The sequence below is a fragment of the Sinorhizobium garamanticum genome, assembly GCF_029892065.1.
Lineage (GTDB): Bacteria > Pseudomonadota > Alphaproteobacteria > Rhizobiales > Rhizobiaceae > Sinorhizobium > Sinorhizobium garamanticum.
Map to the genome: position 1 here is coordinate 2,035,231 of NZ_CP120373.1, position 16,293 is coordinate 2,051,523.

The 16,293-nt window shown below is 62.0% G+C and carries 18 protein-coding genes; 10 read left to right on the forward strand and 8 right to left on the reverse strand.

The genetic code is table 11. The features are described from left to right. Nucleotides 1–137: 137 nt before the first annotated feature. From PZN02_RS09380 to PZN02_RS09390, 3 genes are all read right to left on the reverse strand, one after another. Nucleotides 138–1,091, reverse strand: a complete 954-nt coding sequence (locus tag PZN02_RS09380) for an acetyl-CoA carboxylase carboxyltransferase subunit alpha (RefSeq protein ID WP_280661289.1) — start codon at nucleotides 1,089–1,091, stop codon at nucleotides 138–140. A 63-nt stretch (nucleotides 1,092–1,154) separates the two neighbouring features. Next, nucleotides 1,155–2,108, reverse strand: a complete 954-nt coding sequence (gene xerD / locus PZN02_RS09385) for a site-specific tyrosine recombinase XerD (RefSeq protein ID WP_280661290.1) — start codon at nucleotides 2,106–2,108, stop codon at nucleotides 1,155–1,157. Next, on the reverse strand, nucleotides 2,105–2,254 hold the full coding sequence (locus PZN02_RS09390) for a hypothetical protein (RefSeq protein WP_280661291.1): 150 nt from the start codon (nucleotides 2,252–2,254) through the stop codon (nucleotides 2,105–2,107). The genes xerD and PZN02_RS09390 overlap by 4 nt, the downstream gene beginning before the upstream one ends. A 213-nt stretch (nucleotides 2,255–2,467) precedes the next feature. Here PZN02_RS09390 and PZN02_RS09395 point away from each other — a divergent pair, with 213 nt between their 5' ends. From PZN02_RS09395 to PZN02_RS09405, 3 genes are read left to right on the forward strand one after another with little or no spacing between them, the layout of a single operon-like run. Continuing rightward, complete coding sequence (locus PZN02_RS09395) at nucleotides 2,468–3,058, forward strand: shikimate kinase (protein WP_280661292.1); 591 nt, start codon at nucleotides 2,468–2,470, stop codon at nucleotides 3,056–3,058. After that, entirely contained in the window at nucleotides 3,051–4,184 is a 1,134-nt protein-coding gene (aroB, locus tag PZN02_RS09400; RefSeq protein WP_280661293.1) for a 3-dehydroquinate synthase, read from the forward strand. Before PZN02_RS09395 ends, aroB begins: the two co-directional genes overlap by 8 nt. Beyond that, a complete protein-coding gene (locus tag PZN02_RS09405; RefSeq protein ID WP_280661294.1) occupies nucleotides 4,181–5,488 on the forward strand; it encodes an HlyC/CorC family transporter in 1,308 nt (435 codons plus the stop codon). The genes aroB and PZN02_RS09405 overlap by 4 nt, the downstream gene beginning before the upstream one ends. A 62-nt stretch (nucleotides 5,489–5,550) precedes the next feature. On the opposite strand, the gene PZN02_RS09410 is transcribed toward PZN02_RS09405, so the two are convergent. Continuing rightward, the gene (locus tag PZN02_RS09410; protein WP_280661295.1) at nucleotides 5,551–5,832 is read right to left on the reverse strand and encodes a BolA family protein; all 282 of its coding nucleotides are present in this window, start codon (nucleotides 5,830–5,832) and stop codon (nucleotides 5,551–5,553) included. Between the two features lie 241 nt (nucleotides 5,833–6,073). On the opposite strand from PZN02_RS09410, the gene PZN02_RS09415 reads away from it, so the two are divergent. The 4 genes from PZN02_RS09415 to PZN02_RS09430 all read left to right on the forward strand — a co-directional run bounded on the left by PZN02_RS09415 (nucleotide 6,074) and on the right by PZN02_RS09430 (nucleotide 10,905). Next, the gene (locus PZN02_RS09415; RefSeq protein ID WP_280661296.1) at nucleotides 6,074–6,709 is read left to right on the forward strand and encodes a J domain-containing protein; all 636 of its coding nucleotides are present in this window, start codon (nucleotides 6,074–6,076) and stop codon (nucleotides 6,707–6,709) included. A gap of 76 nt (nucleotides 6,710–6,785) precedes the next feature. Next, a complete protein-coding gene (gene cobS / locus PZN02_RS09420; RefSeq protein ID WP_136508830.1) occupies nucleotides 6,786–7,781 on the forward strand; it encodes a cobaltochelatase subunit CobS in 996 nt (331 codons plus the stop codon). A 103-nt stretch (nucleotides 7,782–7,884) separates the two neighbouring features. Continuing rightward, complete coding sequence (gene cobT, locus PZN02_RS09425) at nucleotides 7,885–9,780, forward strand: cobaltochelatase subunit CobT (protein ID WP_280661297.1); 1,896 nt, start codon at nucleotides 7,885–7,887, stop codon at nucleotides 9,778–9,780. Nucleotides 9,781–9,909: 129 nt separating this feature from the next. Next, complete coding sequence (locus tag PZN02_RS09430; RefSeq protein ID WP_280661298.1) at nucleotides 9,910–10,905, forward strand: esterase-like activity of phytase family protein; 996 nt, start codon at nucleotides 9,910–9,912, stop codon at nucleotides 10,903–10,905. Between the two features lie 88 nt (nucleotides 10,906–10,993). On the opposite strand, the gene PZN02_RS09435 is transcribed toward PZN02_RS09430, so the two are convergent. Next, complete coding sequence (locus tag PZN02_RS09435) at nucleotides 10,994–11,632, reverse strand: VUT family protein (RefSeq protein WP_280661299.1); 639 nt, start codon at nucleotides 11,630–11,632, stop codon at nucleotides 10,994–10,996. A gap of 143 nt (nucleotides 11,633–11,775) precedes the next feature. Then, on the reverse strand, nucleotides 11,776–12,066 hold the full coding sequence (rpmB, locus tag PZN02_RS09440; protein ID WP_280661300.1) for a 50S ribosomal protein L28: 291 nt from the start codon (nucleotides 12,064–12,066) through the stop codon (nucleotides 11,776–11,778). 365 nt (nucleotides 12,067–12,431) lie between these two features. Here rpmB and PZN02_RS09445 point away from each other — a divergent pair, with 365 nt between their 5' ends. Then, a complete protein-coding gene (locus PZN02_RS09445; RefSeq protein ID WP_280661441.1) occupies nucleotides 12,432–13,208 on the forward strand; it encodes a DUF3108 domain-containing protein in 777 nt (258 codons plus the stop codon). Nucleotides 13,209–13,314: 106 nt separating this feature from the next. Continuing rightward, nucleotides 13,315–14,205 (forward strand): aromatic amino acid exporter YddG, encoded by an 891-nt coding sequence (yddG, locus tag PZN02_RS09450; RefSeq protein WP_280661301.1) that lies wholly within the window; start codon nucleotides 13,315–13,317, stop codon nucleotides 14,203–14,205. Nucleotides 14,206–14,209: 4 nt separating this feature from the next. Here the strand turns inward: yddG and PZN02_RS09455 are convergent, their stop codons facing one another. Together PZN02_RS09455 and gloB are read right to left on the reverse strand one after the other, a co-directional pair. After that, nucleotides 14,210–14,650, reverse strand: coding sequence for a cupin domain-containing protein (locus PZN02_RS09455; protein ID WP_280661302.1), 441 nt, complete (start codon nucleotides 14,648–14,650; stop codon nucleotides 14,210–14,212). Continuing rightward, the gene (gene gloB / locus PZN02_RS09460; RefSeq protein ID WP_280661303.1) at nucleotides 14,650–15,420 is read right to left on the reverse strand and encodes a hydroxyacylglutathione hydrolase; all 771 of its coding nucleotides are present in this window, start codon (nucleotides 15,418–15,420) and stop codon (nucleotides 14,650–14,652) included. The genes PZN02_RS09455 and gloB overlap by 1 nt, the downstream gene beginning before the upstream one ends. 109 nt (nucleotides 15,421–15,529) lie before the next feature. Here gloB and PZN02_RS09465 point away from each other — a divergent pair, with 109 nt between their 5' ends. After that, nucleotides 15,530–16,282 carry a class I SAM-dependent methyltransferase gene (locus PZN02_RS09465; RefSeq protein WP_280661304.1) on the forward strand — a complete coding sequence of 251 codons (753 nt, stop codon included), beginning with the start codon at nucleotides 15,530–15,532 and terminating at the stop codon, nucleotides 16,280–16,282. The last annotated feature ends 11 nt before the right edge of the window (nucleotides 16,283–16,293 follow it).

Consider the following 16,293-nt stretch of genomic DNA (forward strand, 5'->3'; position numbering starts at 1 on the left):
AGCGATTATTCTTCACGAAATCTTAACCCTGCAGGATCCCCCCGCGCACGCCGTCTTTCATGACCGCACGAATATGGCCAAGATTTGGCCACAGTTTGATTTCCGGTTGCCGTTGCCGCGTTTTTAATCGCAATGGTTCAGAGATTTCGGCCGATGTTGAGGTATTTCTGCCGGCGGTCCGCCCGCAGTTCTTCACCCTTGCGGCCGGACAGCTCCTTGAGTGCATCGGCGATCACGGTTCCGGTGCGGCTGATGACCGATACCGGGTCGCGATGGGCGCCGCCGACCGGTTCGGGAATGATGCCGTCGATGATGCCGAGGGCTTTCAGGTCCTCGGCGGTGATCTTCATGTTGCTGGCCGCCTCCTTGGCGCGCGTTGAATCGCGCCACAGGATCGACGCCGCGCCTTCCGGCGAGATGACGCTGTAGATCGAATGCTCCAGCATATATACGCGGTTGCCCGTTGCGATCGCGATCGCCCCGCCGGAGCCGCCTTCGCCGATGACCACGGTGACGATCGGCACCTTGACGTTGAGGCACATCTCGGTCGAGCGGGCGATTGCCTCGGCCTGGCCGCGCTCCTCGGCGCCGACGCCCGGATAGGCACCTGCCGTATCGACCAGCGTGATCAGCGGCAGGCCGAAGCGGTCGGCCATCTCCATGACGCGGATCGCTTTGCGGTAGCCTTCCGGACGCGGGCTGCCGAAATTGTGCTTGATGCGCGACTTGGTGTCGTTGCCTTTTTCCTGACCGAGGACGGCGACGGGCATGCCGCGAAAGCGGGCGAGCCCCGCCTGGATTGCATCGTCGTTGCCGAAGTTGCGGTCGCCGGCAAGCGGCGTGAATTCGGTGAAAAGTTCGGCTGCGTAGTCGAGAAAATGCGGGCGTGACGGGTGGCGGGCGACCTGGGTCTTCTGCCACGGCGACAGCTTGGAATAGATCTCGGCCATCGCGTCGCGTACGCGCACCTCAAGCCGTGCGATCTCGTCGGATGTGTTCACACTCTCATCTTCGCTGGCAAGTTTCTTCAGTTCGAGAATCTTGCCTTCGAGATCAGAAATGGGTTTTTCGAAATCGAGATAGTTGTGCATGAGATGCGTTTCCGATCAATTTGCGACAGGGCTGTCCGGTCGAAGCCAGCCTGCCCGGCGGTCCTAATCCTGTTTTTTCGCCTGTTTGGCAAGGGGGTGATGGTTTTGCACGAGGTCATGCAGCCGTTCTTCGAGCACATGCGTATAGATTTGTGTCGTTGAAATGTCTGAATGGCCGAGCAGTTCCTGCACGGCGCGCAGGTCGGCGCCGTTGGCAAGCAGGTGGCTGGCGAAGGCATGGCGCAGCACGTGTGGCGAGATCGTCGCGACCCTTATGCCGGCGCGCGCCGCGAGGCCTTTGAGGTCGCGTGCGAAAACCTGGCGCGGCAGATAGCCGGCCTTGCCGTAGGAAGGAAAGAGCCATGGGCTCTCCTCGGGCCGATCGGCCTCCGCATTCTTCGACCGAAGCGCGTCGCCATAGGCGCGCATGGCGCTGATGGCGGCCTGCGACAACGGCACCAGTCTTTCCTTGTTGCCCTTGCCGCGAATGACGAGGAAGCGGCCGTTCTGCGAGAGCACGCTTGCGGGCAGAGAGACGAGTTCGCTGACACGCATCCCCGTCGCATAGAGAAGCTCGATCAGCGCGTGCATGCGCAGTTTCACCAGCGCGTCTTCGCCGCCGGTGGCAGCTTCGGTTTCCGCCTGATCGATCAGCCTGGAGACGTCATCGATGCTAAGCGTCTTCGGCAGCGCGCGCGCCTTCTTCGGCGCGTCGAGGATCCCGGTTGGATCGTCGCCCCGGAGGCCCTCGGCGTACAGAAACTTGTAGAATTGCCGCAAAGCCGACAGACGGCGCGCCTGCGACGAGGATTTGAAGCCCTCGCCGGCGAGATGCGAAAGGTAGCTTCTCAAGTCGTCGGCCGAGGCATCGGTCAACCGTGTGCCACAGGTCCGCAGGAAGGAGCGCGCGTCTTCCAGATCGCGCTCATAGGATTGCAGCGTATTGGTCGCCGCGCCGCGCTCGGCGCTCATCATTTCCAGAAAGGATTCGACATAGGCGGCGGATCGGTCGGTCATTGCGGTTTGTTGACCCGTTCCGATGGAATGCGCACCGTTACGTCCCGTTCGACCGGCTCGACGAAAGTCACGAGCGCGACCATCGTGCCATAGACGATGGCGCCAAAAACGGCCAAGAAGAACAGGAAGCGGAAAAGGGTCGGCATTTCGGTCTCCTCTGCATGAGTCCTAATCGGCGCCGGTTAAAATCATGCAGTTGTTCTTCAAAGTCCTGCAGCGACCTTCCATGCGTCTGCAGCGGATGAACTATATGAACGGCCCCGCCGCCGAGTTCAAGAAGCGTCGCGTGGCAAGCGCGACGACTTGACGCTCCCCGTCGATTTGTCGATATCGGAGGGGAATGGGGAAGATGAAGTGCAATGAACGACGTGACCGAACCGGTTTCCGCGACGCTTGCCGAACGGGCGAAGCTCGCCCTCGGTAAGCGCAATCTCGTTTTCATCGGATTGATGGGAGCGGGAAAATCGGCAATCGGCCGACTGACCGCGCAGGCGCTCGGCATTCCCTTCATCGATTCCGATCATGAGATCGAGCGGGTTTCCCGCATGACGATCAGCGAGCTTTTCGCCGCCTATGGCGAGGAAGAATTTCGGGCGCTCGAGGCCCGCGTGCTGAAACGACTGCTGAGGTCCGGTCCCCGGGTGGTCTCGACTGGCGGCGGCGCCTACATCAACGAACGCTCGCGCCGACAGATCAAGAAGGGCGGCATGACGATCTGGCTCAATGCGGATCTCGACGTGCTGTGGGAGCGGGTGAACAAGCGCGACACCCGGCCGCTTCTGAAAACCGAGAACCCGAAACAGACGCTCGAAAACCTGATGCGCGCGCGTTACCCGATCTATGCGGAGGCGGATCTGACCGTCCTTTCGCGCGACGTGAGGAAGGAAATGATCGTCGAGGAGGTTCTCACCGCCATCGCCGATCGCCAGAAAGCTCAAAGTCATGAATAGCCATGTGACATCCGCCGCCGAACGCAAGGTCCGCGTCGACCTTGGAGATCGCTCCTATGACATTCTCATCGGCCCCGGCCTCATCGCCGCGGCCGGCAAGGAAATCGCGTCGCGCCTCAAGGGCCGGAAGATGGCGGTGATCACCGACGAGAACGTGGCGCCTCGCTATCTCCAGCCGCTGATGGCGAGCCTCAATGTAAATGGCATCGATGCGGTGTCGCTCGTGCTGCCCGCTGGCGAGAAGACGAAGAGCTTCGATCATCTCATTCCGGTCTGCGAGACCGTGCTCGGCGCCAGGATCGAGCGGAACGACGCGGTGATCGCGCTCGGCGGTGGCGTCATCGGCGATCTTACCGGCTTTGCGGCTGGCATCGTCCGCCGCGGCTCGCGCTTCATCCAGGTTCCGACATCGCTGCTGGCGCAGGTCGATTCTTCCGTCGGCGGCAAGACCGGGATCAATTCGCCGCATGGCAAGAACCTGATCGGTGTCTTTCATCAGCCGGATCTCGTCCTCGCCGACACCGACGTGCTCGATACCTTAAGCCCGCGCGAATTCCGGGCGGGTTACGCCGAAGTCGCCAAATACGGCCTGATCGACAAGCCGGAATTTTTCGAGTGGCTCGAACGGAACTGGCAGTCCGTCTTCGCCGGAGGGCCGGCTCGGATCGAGGCCATTGCCGTCAGCTGCCAGGCGAAGGCCGACGTCGTGGCTGCCGACGAACGCGAGAACGGCTTGCGCGCGCTTCTCAATCTCGGACACACCTTCGGCCACGCTCTGGAAGCTGCGACGGAATATGACAGTGCGCGTTTGGTGCACGGCGAGGGCGTCGCGATCGGCATGGTGCTGGCACACGAGTTTTCTGCCCGCATGAACCTCGCGAGCCCGGACGATGCGCGGCGCGTGGAAACCCATCTCAAAGCGGTCGGCCTGCCGACGCGGATGGCCGACATACCCGGCAGCCTGCCGCCCGCCGAGCGGCTGATGGACGCGATCGCCCAGGACAAGAAGGTGAAGGGCGGCAAACTCACCTTCATCCTGACCAGGGGCATCGGCCAGTCCTTTGTCGCCGATGATGTTCCGGCTTCCGAGGTGCTGAGCTTCCTCAAGGAAAAACATCCCCGATGACCAGCGACACGCTATGGGCATTCGTGTTGGAGCATTGGCCGTCTCTCGTTTCGGTCATTTGCCTGCTGTTGCTCTCGGCGTTCTTTTCCGGATCGGAGGCTGCCTTGACTGCGGCCTCCCGGGCGCGGATGCACACCCTCGAGAGCAACGGCGATCGCCGGGCGGGTATCGTCAATCGGCTGATCGAGCGGCGTGACCGCCTCGTTGGAACGCTGCTCCTCGGCAACAACCTCGTCACTATTCTGGCGACATCGCTGGCCACGAGCCTTCTGATCGGCCTCATTGGCAGTTCCGCAGTGGCAATCGCCACGGTTAGCATGACGGTGCTGCTTGTCGTCTTTGCCGAAGTGCTGCCGAAGAGCTGGGCTATTGCCTCACCGGATCGGTTCGCGCTCGCCGTGGCACCGCTGGTAAGGCCCTTCATGGCTGTTGCCGGCCCGGTATCAGCACTCATCAACACGTTCGTCCGGCGCCTTTTGACCCTCTTTGGCGTGAACGTTGCCTCCGACAAGCCGATGTTGTCGGCGCACGAGGAACTGCGCGGCGCGGTTGACCTGCTTCACCGGGAGGGATCCGTGATCAAGGCGGACCTCGACCGGCTCGGTGGCGTGCTGGATCTCGGTGAACTCGAGGTCTCCGACATCATGATCCACCGCACCGCCATGCAGGCTGTCAATGCGGAAGACCCGTCGGAGGTCTGCGTTCGGGAAATCCTCGAAAGCCCATTCACGCGCCTGCCGGTCTGGCGTGGATCGACCGACAACATCATCGGCGTCGTCCATTCCAAGGATCTTCTGCGCGCGCTTGCGGAACCGGACGTCGAGCCAGCGAGTGTCGATATCGTCAAGATCGCGCAGAAGCCCTGGTTCGTGCCGGATACGACCAACCTCAAGGACCAGCTCAACGCCTTTCTGCGGCGCAAGCTGCATCTCGCCATCGTCGTCGACGAATACGGCCAGGTACAGGGTCTCGTGACGCTCGAAGATATCCTCGAGGAGATCGTCGGCGATATTGCCGATGAACACGACATCGACATCCAGGGCGTGCTGCAGGAGGCTGACGGATCGATCGTCGTCGACGGCTCGGTGCCGATCCGCGACCTCAACAGGGCGCTGGACTGGTCGCTGCCCGACGAGGAGGCAACCACCGTCGCGGGTCTCGTCATCCATGAATCGAAGAGCATTCCGGAGGAACGGCAGGCCTTCACCTTCTACGGCAAGCGCTTCATCGTCATGAAGCGGGTCAAGAACCGGATCACCAAGCTGCGCATCCGCCCGGCCGAGGATGGAACGTCGATCGGTTAGGGTGGTTCACGGTTTCTGCCGGGAATTGCGCAGTTCAAAGATTAGAGACCACGCCAAGCGGCTCACCAGCTCGTCGGCTCTCCCGGTGCGGCCGGCTCAACCGCGAGCGCGTGCAGACCCGCATCGAGCTCCGGCTTCAAGAGGTCGTTGATCGCGCGGTGGCGCGCCACCCGGCTCATGCCGGAAAATGCGCTGGAGACGATCCTGATCCGGAAATGCGTTTCGCCTTCGCCGTCGAAGCCGGGCTGGTGACCGGCATGCAGATGGCTTTCGTTGATCACCGCAAGGCGCTCGGGATGGAAGGCTTCGAGGAGTTTCTGTTCGATCCGGCTTTGCAGCGACATTGTTCCGTCCTATTTCCCTAGATCACGATGATTTTGGCTCGAATCGACCCAAAATCATAAACGGGATCGATTCTAATAAGTTAGAGCGGGATGCGGGCGGAATACCGCACACTTTTCCTCATCCCGCTCTAGTTGCTGCCAGAGGCAGTGCCGTCCACGCCCTGGCGGCGCAAAATGCTCGCACAAAGCCAGCAACATTCGTCTTTGTCAATTCTTGTTGTAGGGGCCTCCAAACCCCATAATGTCGGCTATGAAACTCGATTCAAAATACTTCGATCGCATCCGTACGCGCCGCAAGGTGGAGCCGCGCGCAGAGCCCTCTGCGCCCGTATGTCAGTGGGACGGCTGCGACAAGAAGGCGATGCATCGAGCTCCCGTCGGCCGCAATGCCGAGGGCGAATATTTCATGTTCTGCTTCGAGCATGTGAAGGAATACAACAAGGGCTACAATTACTTCTCCGGGCTCTCCGACACGGAGATCGCGCGCTACCAGAAGGAAGCCGTGACGGGCCATCGTCCGACCTGGACCGTCGGCGTCAACAAGAGCGCCCGAAACGGCCCAACTCAGTCGCAGATGCGCTCCGGCACGGCGGGGGCGCAGGCCCGCATGCGCGATCCGTTCGGCTTCTTCAACGAGGCGCGCGCCCGGTCGGCTCGGCATGAACCGCGCCTGCGCAAGCTGAAGACCCTCGAAGGCAAAGCCTTCGAAACGCTTGGCCTCGCTGCCTCGGCAACAGCTGCCGACATTAAGGCGGCCTACAAGGAGCTCGTGAAGAAGCACCACCCCGATGCGAATGGCGGAGACAGGGGATCGGAGGACCGTTTTCGCGCGGTTATTCAAGCCTATCAATTGTTAAAACAGGCTGGTTTCTGCTAACAACGCGGATTATGACAGAAAGCACTTTTTGCAGGCGAATGCGCGGGTGCCGACCGGCGGCCGCTCTGGAGACATGATGAGTAAGATTGACCTCGACATTTCCAACCTCCCTGACACGACGATCTCTGTCCGGGAGGTCTTCGGCATTGATACGGATTTGCGCGTTCCTGCCTATTCGAAGGGCGACGCCTATGTCCCCGATCTCGACCCGGACTATCTCTTCGATCGCGAAACGACGCTCGCCATTCTTGCAGGATTCGCTCACAACCGGCGCGTGATGGTTGCCGGCTACCATGGGACCGGCAAGTCCACCCATATCGAACAGGTTGCGGCGAGGCTCAACTGGCCCTGCGTGCGCGTCAACCTCGACAGCCATGTCAGCCGTATCGACCTCGTGGGCAAGGATGCGATCGTCGTCAAGGACGGGCTGCAGGTCACCGAGTTCAAGGACGGCATCCTCCCCTGGGCCTATCAGCACAATGTCGCGCTCGTCTTCGACGAATACGATGCCGGCCGACCGGACGTCATGTTCGTCATTCAGCGTGTGCTTGAATCCTCCGGTCGCCTGACGCTGCTCGACCAGAGCCGCGTCATTCGCCCGCATCCGGCCTTCCGCCTGTTTGCGACCGCGAACACGGTCGGCCTCGGCGACACGACCGGCCTCTATCACGGTACGCAGCAGATCAACCAGGCGCAGATGGACCGCTGGTCGATCGTCACGACGCTCAACTATCTGCCGCATGACAAGGAGGTCGACATCGTCGCCGCCAAGGTCAAGGGCTTTACCGCCGACAAGGGACGGGAGACGGTATCCAAGATGGTTCGCGTCGCGGATCTGACGCGTGCGGCTTTCATCAATGGCGACCTTTCGACGGTCATGAGCCCGCGTACCGTGATCACCTGGGCGGAGAACGCCTATATCTTCGGCGATATCGCCTTCGCCTTCCGAGTGACGTTCCTGAACAAGTGCGACGAGCTGGAGCGGGCGCTGGTCGCCGAGCACTACCAGCGGGCCTTCGGCGTTGAGCTCAAGGAGAGCGCCGCCAATATCGTGCTGGAAGCCACAGCCTAAGGCTTTCTGACGCCGGCTTCGGGTAGAAGCCGGCGCTCAGGCTTCACAGTCAAGCGGATTTAAGCACCCGGATGTCACCGTATCTGGCTGAAAAGGATTTGTCGTGAGCTCGAACTCCAAGGCGAAACCGAACACGAGGGAAAACGCCGCTGAACCGTTCAAGCGGGCGCTTTCCGGCTGTATCCGGTCGATTGCCGGCGATGCCGAGATCGAGGTCGCCTTCGCAAACGAACGCCCCGGAATGGCGGGCGAGCGCATCCGGCTTCCGGAACTCTCCAAACGCCCGACCCGGCAGGAGCTTGCCGTGGCGCGAGGCCTGGGCGACTCCATGGCACTGCGCAAGGCGTGCCACGACGCACGCGTCCATGCGACGATGTCGCCGCAGGGAGCGGATGCGCGGGCGATCTTCGATGCCGTCGAACAGGCGCGCGTCGAGGCGATCGGTGCGCTCCGGATGGCGGGTGTCGCCGACAACCTCTCCTCGATGCTCGACGAGAAATACGCCAAGGCGAATTTCGCGGCGATCGAGAGCCAGTCGGATGCGCCGCTCGAAGAGGCGGTGGCGCTTCTCGTGCGCGAAAAGCTGACCGGGCAGAAGCCACCAGCATCGGCCGGCAAGGTGCTCGACCTCTGGCGCGATTTCATCGAGAGCAAGGCGGCCGCGGACATGCGCAACCTGCCCGCCGCGATTACCAATCAGCAGGCCTTCGCTCGCGTCGTGCGCGACATGCTGTCGTCGATGGATGTCGCCGAGAAATACGGCGAGGACGATATCGAGCCGGACGAGCAGGAAAGCGAGACCGACGAGGACCAACCGCGCAGCCAGGAGCAGGACGAGAACGCCAGCGACGAGGAAGAAGGCTCCGACGCAGCCCCCGCCGATGAGAACCAGTCTGCCGAGGAGCAGATGGAAGAAGGCGAGATGGACGGCGCCGAGATTTCCGATGACGACCTTCAGGACGAGGGCGAAGAGGAGAGCGAGACGCCCGGCGAGGTCAAGCGGCCGAACCACCCCTTTGCGGATTTCAATGAGAAGGTCGACTACACCGTCTTTACGCGCGAGTTCGACGAGACGATCACCGCCGAGGAGCTTTGCGACGAGGCGGAGCTCGATCGCCTCCGTGCGTTCCTCGACAAGCAGCTGGCCCACCTGCAAGGGGCGGTCGGCCGCCTCGCCAACCGGCTGCAGCGCCGGCTGATGGCGCAGCAGAACCGCTCCTGGGAATTCGACCTCGAGGAAGGCTATCTCGACACGGCCCGGCTCCAACGCATCATCATCGACCCGATGCAGCCACTTTCCTTCAAGCGCGAGAAGGACACGACCTTCCGCGATACTGTGGTGACGCTGCTGATCGACAATTCCGGCTCGATGCGCGGCCGACCGATCACGGTTGCGGCGACCTGCGCCGACATTCTCGCCCGCACGCTGGAGCGTTGCGGCGTCAAGGTGGAGATCCTCGGCTTTACCACCAAGGCGTGGAAGGGCGGGCAGTCGCGCGAGAAATGGCTGGCGAGCGGCAAGCCGCAGGCACCCGGCCGTCTCAATGATCTGAGGCACATCGTCTATAAATCCGCCGATGCCCCTTGGCGTCGGGCGCGCCGCAATCTCGGGCTGATGATGCGCGAAGGCTTGCTGAAAGAGAACATCGATGGCGAGGCGCTGATGTGGGCGCACGACCGGCTGCTGGCGCGGCCGGAGCAACGGCGCATCCTGATGATGATCTCTGACGGCGCGCCGGTCGATGATTCCACCTTGTCTGTGAACCCTGGAAACTATCTCGAACGTCACCTGCGCGCCGTCATCGAGCAGATCGAGACCCGTTCGCCGGTTGAGCTTCTGGCGATCGGCATCGGCCACGACGTGACGCGCTATTATCGCCGCGCGGTGACCATTGTCGACGCGGACGAACTGGCGGGTGCGATGACGGAGCAGCTCGCAGGGCTCTTCGAGGACGAAAGCCTGCATCGACGCCCAGGGCGCATGCGCCGCGCGGGGTAGTGATCAGCCGATCCACGGCCCGGCACTGATTGAGTTTCCGCCTGCGAAGGCTTCTACGCCCGATTTGATAGCGGCAATGCCGTCGCGGCTTGTCACGCCCTCGCATTGCCCTCCGAAGGTCCCTTTTAGATGCTCCGTCAAAGCCTTGTCCTCCTCTCCCTTCTGGCATCGCCTGCAATCGCGCAGCCGGAGCCGACGACCGAGATCGTGCCGGTTCAGGCGCGGCAGATAAGGCAGTTCAAAGCCGGCTCCAATGAGACAGTGTTTGGCGGACTCGAATTCATCGGTGGCATTGAAATAACCTCGCCGAACCCGCTGCTCGGCGCGATTTCCGCGATCCGGTTCCGCCCGGGCAGCGATTCCTTCGTCGCCGTGATGGATACCGGCCACTGGGTGGAGGGAGCCGTCGTCCGGGACGATAGAGGCAGGCCGCTGGGGCTGACCGACCTGACCGTGACCTCGATGATCGATGGGGACGGCGGTGCCGAGCTCGAAAAATGGAGGGTGGACTCGGAAGGGTTGGCGCTGCGCGACGGTGAGGCGATCGTCAGCTTCGAGCAACTAGCCCGCATCGAGGTCTATCCCGATCCGGGTTTCGCGCGATCAAGACCCGTCGGACATATGGTCCTGCCGTTTCCCATCGAAGAATTGCGTATCAACGGTGGCCTTGAAACGATCGCGGTCTCGCCAAAGAACAGTCCGCTTCAGGGCGCTGCGGTCGTGGTTGCGGAACGCAGCGTCGACAAAGCGGACAACCTTCTGGCGAGCATTCTCGAGGGGCCGATGAAGGGTGCATTCACGGTCGTTCGCGAGGATCCTTATGCGGTCACCGACGGCGACTTCCTGCCAAACGGCGATCTGCTTCTCTTGGAACGCCGGTTCAATCTGGCCTCCGGCCTCGGCATGCGCATTCGCAGGGTTGCCGCCGGCGACATCCATCCCGGCGCCGTCGTCGACGGCGAGGTGCTGCTCCAGGCCGACATGAGCTACCAGATCGACAATATGGAGGGGCTGGATGTCGTCGTGCGGCCCGACCGCGAGATTCGCGTGATCGTCGTTTCCGATGACAACCATTCGATTCTCGAGCGCAACCTGATGCTCGAATTCCGGCTGGTCGTGGATTGAGTTAACTCAGCTCTTCGTCGGGAGCGTGGAAAGTCGCAAACGAAAACGGGGCCGCATCGCGACCCGTCATTTCCGTTCTTCACTGGCCTTATGCGGTGGCGTTGGCCGCCGGCATCGGCTTGATGACGCTCATCAGCGCTCCATAGGGCAGCAGCAGCACGATGCCACATAGGATCTTCACCAGAAGATCGCCGAGCGCCCAGGAAATCCAGCGCGGCGCCCCTGCTGCAAGCACGCCGAGCAGGGGAGCGGCTTCGAGCGCAAAGCTGTCGTTCGGTCCGAAGAACACGAAGAGCGGTGCGAAGGCGAAGGAGAAGAACATCGCGGTGTCCAAAGCCGAGCCGATGAGGGAGCCGGCGAGCGGCGCTTGCCACCAGGTCTGCCGACGCAGCCGGTTGAACACGGAAATGTCGAGGAGCTGACCGAACAGGAACGCCGAGCCGGAGGCGATCGCGATGCGCGGCGTCGCGAGGTAGATCGAGAAAGTGACGCCGGCGACAAAACCGGCGACGACCACGCGCCGCGCGATCCGCGGTCCGAAATGGCGGTTGGTGAGATCTGTGACGAGGAAGGCGAAGGGATAGCTGAAAGCGCCCCAGGTCCACAGATCGCCGAGGTTCATGCCGGCAATGGAGCCCGGAAGCGGGTACTGGACGAGGAAATTCGACGCCACGACCACGAGGGTCATAACTGCGACATAGACAAAGAAGGTGCGGTTGATCAGCATTTTTTTATCCTGGGTGATGCCACCAGTTGGAGAAACCGGGACCGGGCGCTTGCCCGGGCGACTGAATAGGTCTCGACACGAGAAAAAGGCTTGCCGGACGAAGTCCGCAAGCCTTCAAGTCTTGTCGGAAGAGCTGGCGCCGATCAGGCTGCTTCAGCGGTCTTCTTGACGATCTGGCGGCGCAGCAGGCGAGCGCGCATGCTCAGCTCGTTCTCGTTAGCCTTCAGCAGGAAAGCGTCGAGACCGCCGCGGTGTTCGACCGAGCGGAGAGCGGCTGCGGAAACGCGCAGACGGAAGCGCTGGCCGAGAGCATCGGAAATCAGCGTGACGTTGCACAGGTTCGGGAGGAACTTGCGCTTGGTCTTGTTGTTGGCGTGGCTGACATTGTGGCCCGACTGGACGCCCTTGCCGGTCAATTCGCAACTACGGGACATGGTACACCTATTCTCTTATCGCCGCCGGACAATGCGGTAGCGGGCCCAGAGCCCAGGCCGCGTTCCTGTTGGCCATTATTGGAAAGTCGCGGTTCTATAGTCACAGAAGGCCTGCCAGTCAAGCCAAACACTGCGCATTCTCGAAAAACCGCAACGCGATCGCTGCCGCCGCTACAATAATCTCTGCCGATACCCATTCCAAGCCGTTATTCACTGCGCTATTTCTCTCAAAACGCCGTGCAACGAAAAGGTGCCGCTCGTTCTGCTTGCGGCGGCCGGTTTTTGAGCAATTGGCGCAAAAAAAGCCGCAAACCGCTTGCATCCCAGAGGATTGCAACGGGCAAGGAACGACAGGGCTTTCGGGCATGAAAAGGCGCAATGGCTTCCGGGCATCAGCATTGCTGACTGCCATGATGTTTTCCACAGCATCCTTGGCTGCGGATATCGAGCATCAAACGGATTACAGTATTGCGCTTGCCGGCCTGCCTTTGGCTCGCGCCACTTTCCACACCCAACTTGTAAAGAATCGCTACACGATTTCCGGCACGCTGAATTCCGCAGGACTCGTCGACATCATCAGTCGCACGTCCGGGCAGACACGCGTTTCCGGGGTGATCGCGAATGATCATCTGCGCGCCTCGCAATATTCGATGTCCTATCGCAGTGGCAGAAAGTCACGCGCAATCAGCGTGACCTTCCGCAACGGCAATGTCGTGCGCGCGAGCATGACCCCGAAACGCAACCCGCTGCCGAAGAACTGGGTGCCGGTCACGAGCCGTGACATGCGCAACGTGCTGGACCCGCTCTCCGGGCTGATTATTCCGGGGAAGAGCAGGGTCTGCCCCAACACGCTGCCGATCTTCGATGGCGAATCGCGGCTCGACATCAAGCTCTCGCCCAAGGGGACCCGAAGCTTCAAGACCAGAGGATTCGAGGGCGAAGTCATTGTCTGCGGTGTCCGCTTCGTCCCGAAAGCGGGGTATAGGAAGGGGCGCGAGGATGTCGAATATCTGCGCCGGCTGGAGACGATGGAGGTCTGGTTTGCAAGGGCCGAGGCCGTCGATGTCTATGCCCCGGTCTATGTCCGTATTCCGACGAAGCTTGGCCCCGTGACGGTTTCCGCGACGCGGTTCGGCGATTGATCGATCCCGAAATTCTCTTTCGTCCGTCGCGAACGGACGCTAACTATGCATGGCATGGTTGATTTGACACGGCTTTCACGCATGTGGGCCGGGCGTGGGGGCAGGAATGAAGTTCAAGGCAACGCTGATCGGTTTTTCTGCGATCCTGATGTGGTCGCTGCTGGCGCTCTTTACCGCCGCTTCGGGCAAAATGCCGCCGTTCCAGCTGTCGGCGATCTGCTTCCTCATCGGTAGCCTGCCGGGCATCGCCGTGCTTGCCCTGAAGCCGGAGCGATTCAAGCTGCTGAAGCAGCCGGCCAAGGTCTGGATCACCGGAATTGCCGGGCTTTTCGGCTATCACTTTCTCTATTTCACCGCGCTTCGAAACGCCCCGGCCGTCGAGGCGGGCCTGATCGCCTATCTCTGGCCGCTGCTGATCGTGGTCGGCTCGGCGCTGCTGCCGGGCGAAAAGCTTCGCTGGTATCACATCGCCGGCGCGCTCGCGGGACTTGGCGGCACGATCCTGATCATCGCACGTAACGGCATCGCCTTCGACGAAGCCTATACGCTCGGCTACGGCGCGGCATTCCTCTGCGCCTTCACCTGGTCGGGCTATTCGCTGCTGACGCGCCGCTTCGACGCGGTTTCGACCGATGTCGTCACCGGTTTCTGCCTTGCGACGTCCATCCTTTCCTTCCTCTGCCACCTCGGTCTCGAATCGACGATCTGGCCGCAGACGGCTTTCGAATGGCTGGCGGTCGCCGGACTCGGCCTGTTGCCGGTCGGCGCGGCTTTCTATGCCTGGGACTTCGGCGTGAAGAATGGAGACATCCAGCTTCTCGGCGTGGCCAGCTATGTCGCACCGGTCTTCTCGACGCTCATCCTGATCCTGTTCGGCTTTGCAGACCCTTCCTGGCGTATTGCCGCCGCCTGCCTGCTCGTGACCGGCGGTGCCGTGCTGGCGGCGAAGGATATGATCTTTCGCAAGAGGAGCGCCGCACCGCAGCCGGCGGAGTAGGGGGTCAGCTCTCTGGCGGCTGCCAGCCGGGTGCCGCCATCTCGAATGCGGAAAAGTCGAAGCCGGGCGCCACGGTGCAGCCGACGAGCGTCCAGTCTCCGAGTGAGGCGGCCGACTGCCACCAATTGGCGGGAACGACGTGCTGCGGCCTTTCGTCCTCAAGCAGGTCCGGACCAAGCCGGAAACGCGAGGCCGACTTGCCCGGCTCGGCGATGCTGAGTTCGAGAGGGGCGCCCGCGTAGTAGTGCCAGATCTCGGCCGCGTCGCGGACGCGATGCCAGTGCGAACGCTCGCCCCTTTCGAGCAGATAGTAGATCGCCGTCGAATGGCTGCGTGGCGCGCCATCATCGCGGAAGGTTTCCACATACCAGCCGCCCTCCGGATGTCTCGCTAATCCAAGCGCGTCGACGATTGCGGCCGGCGTAAGACCCCGTGGGACGTCCATCAGAAATTATCCTTGCGCTTGCGGATCTCTGCAAACACCTCCGCGTCGCTCGCTCTCTCCAGGCCGAGATGCTTGCGGATCTTCTGGTCGCCTGCGCGAAGGAACGGGTTGGTCCGCTTTTCGAGGCCGATCGTCGTTGGCGCGGTGTACCCGCCGTCCGACCGCGTCTCCTCGATTTCGGCGGCACGCGCCTTGAGCGCTGCGTTTTCGGGATCGATCGTCACGGCGAAATGCGCATTGCTGAGCGTGTACTCGTGGCCGAAATAAACGGACGTGTCGTCCGGGAGCGCCATCAGCCGGTTGAGTGATTGCCACATGGTCTCGGCCGTTCCCTCGAAGAGCCGCCCGCAGCCGAGCGCAAACAGCGTATCCGCTGCAAACAGCAACTTATCCTTGGGGAAATGGAAGCAGATGTGGCCGGCTGTATGTCCCGGCGTTTCGATGACCTCGACCGGATGCCCGGCAAAATCGAAGTGGTCCCCTTGGCCAACGCTCCTGTCGATGCCGGGGATCTTTGATGCCTCGCCTTTCGGGCCGATGATCGTGACGCCGAAGCGTTCTTTCAGGCTGACATTCGCCGCCACGTGGTCGCCGTGGTGGTGGGTCGTCAGGATATGCGTGAGGCGCCAGCCCCGCCGCTCCAGCGTGTCGAGAATCGGTCGTTCTTCTGGAGCATCGATCGATGCCGTTGCGCCGCTCTCCGGATCATGGAGAAGCACACCAAAATTATCGGTACGGCAGAGGAAGAGGTCGAGTTCGAGCGCGGCCATGATGAGGTCCTCCGATCGGGCGTGACGTGGCATGCGGGCGAAACTGCGTCCCCCCGCTCCAGCCGAATGTAGCGAGGCTCGCCTTGAAGTCTACCGTTCCAAAGCTAACATGTTGGCCATGCACACGGATATCGTCGACCTTCGTCAATTTTATCATTCCGAGCTGGGCCGGATGGCGGAGCATTCCGTCAGCATGGCGCTCTCCTCGGTCTGGGCACGCTTGCCTGAGGAGCGGCTGGTCGGCCTCGGCTATGCCGTGCCCTACCTTGAGCGGTTCCGCGCCGATACGGAGCGGACCTTCGCCTTCATGCCGGCCGGGCAGGGGGCGGTGAACTGGCCTGTCGCGGAGTTGTCCTCGACGGCGCTGGTCTTCGACGAGGAACTGCCATTGCCTGACGCTTCGATCGACCGCGTCCTGATGGTTCATTCCCTGGAGTTCGCCGAAAGCCCGCGCGAAACGATGAAGGAGATCTGGCGCGTTCTCGCGCCCGGTGGCCGGCTGGTCATCGTCGTGCCGAATCGCCGCGGCGTCTGGGCGCGGATGGAGCACACACCTTTCGGCTCGGGGCGGCCCTATTCGCGCGGACAGTTGACGGCGCTTTTGCGCGAGACGAATTTCACGCCCGGCGCGACCTCCGAGGCACTGTTCTTTCCGCCGTCGAAGCGCAAGATCGTTCTGCGCCTGCGACACAGCCTGGAGCGCTTTGGCCGTTCCTTTTGGCCGGTGTTTTCGGGAGTGATCATCGTAGAGGCGCAAAAGCGGCTCTATCAGGGGCTTCCGGTGGCCGTCCGCGCCTCGCGTCGCGTCTTCGTTCCGGTGCTGGCACCCCATGGGGTGCCAAGCACGCGCAGTCGATCGTAAGTCGGGGCGCT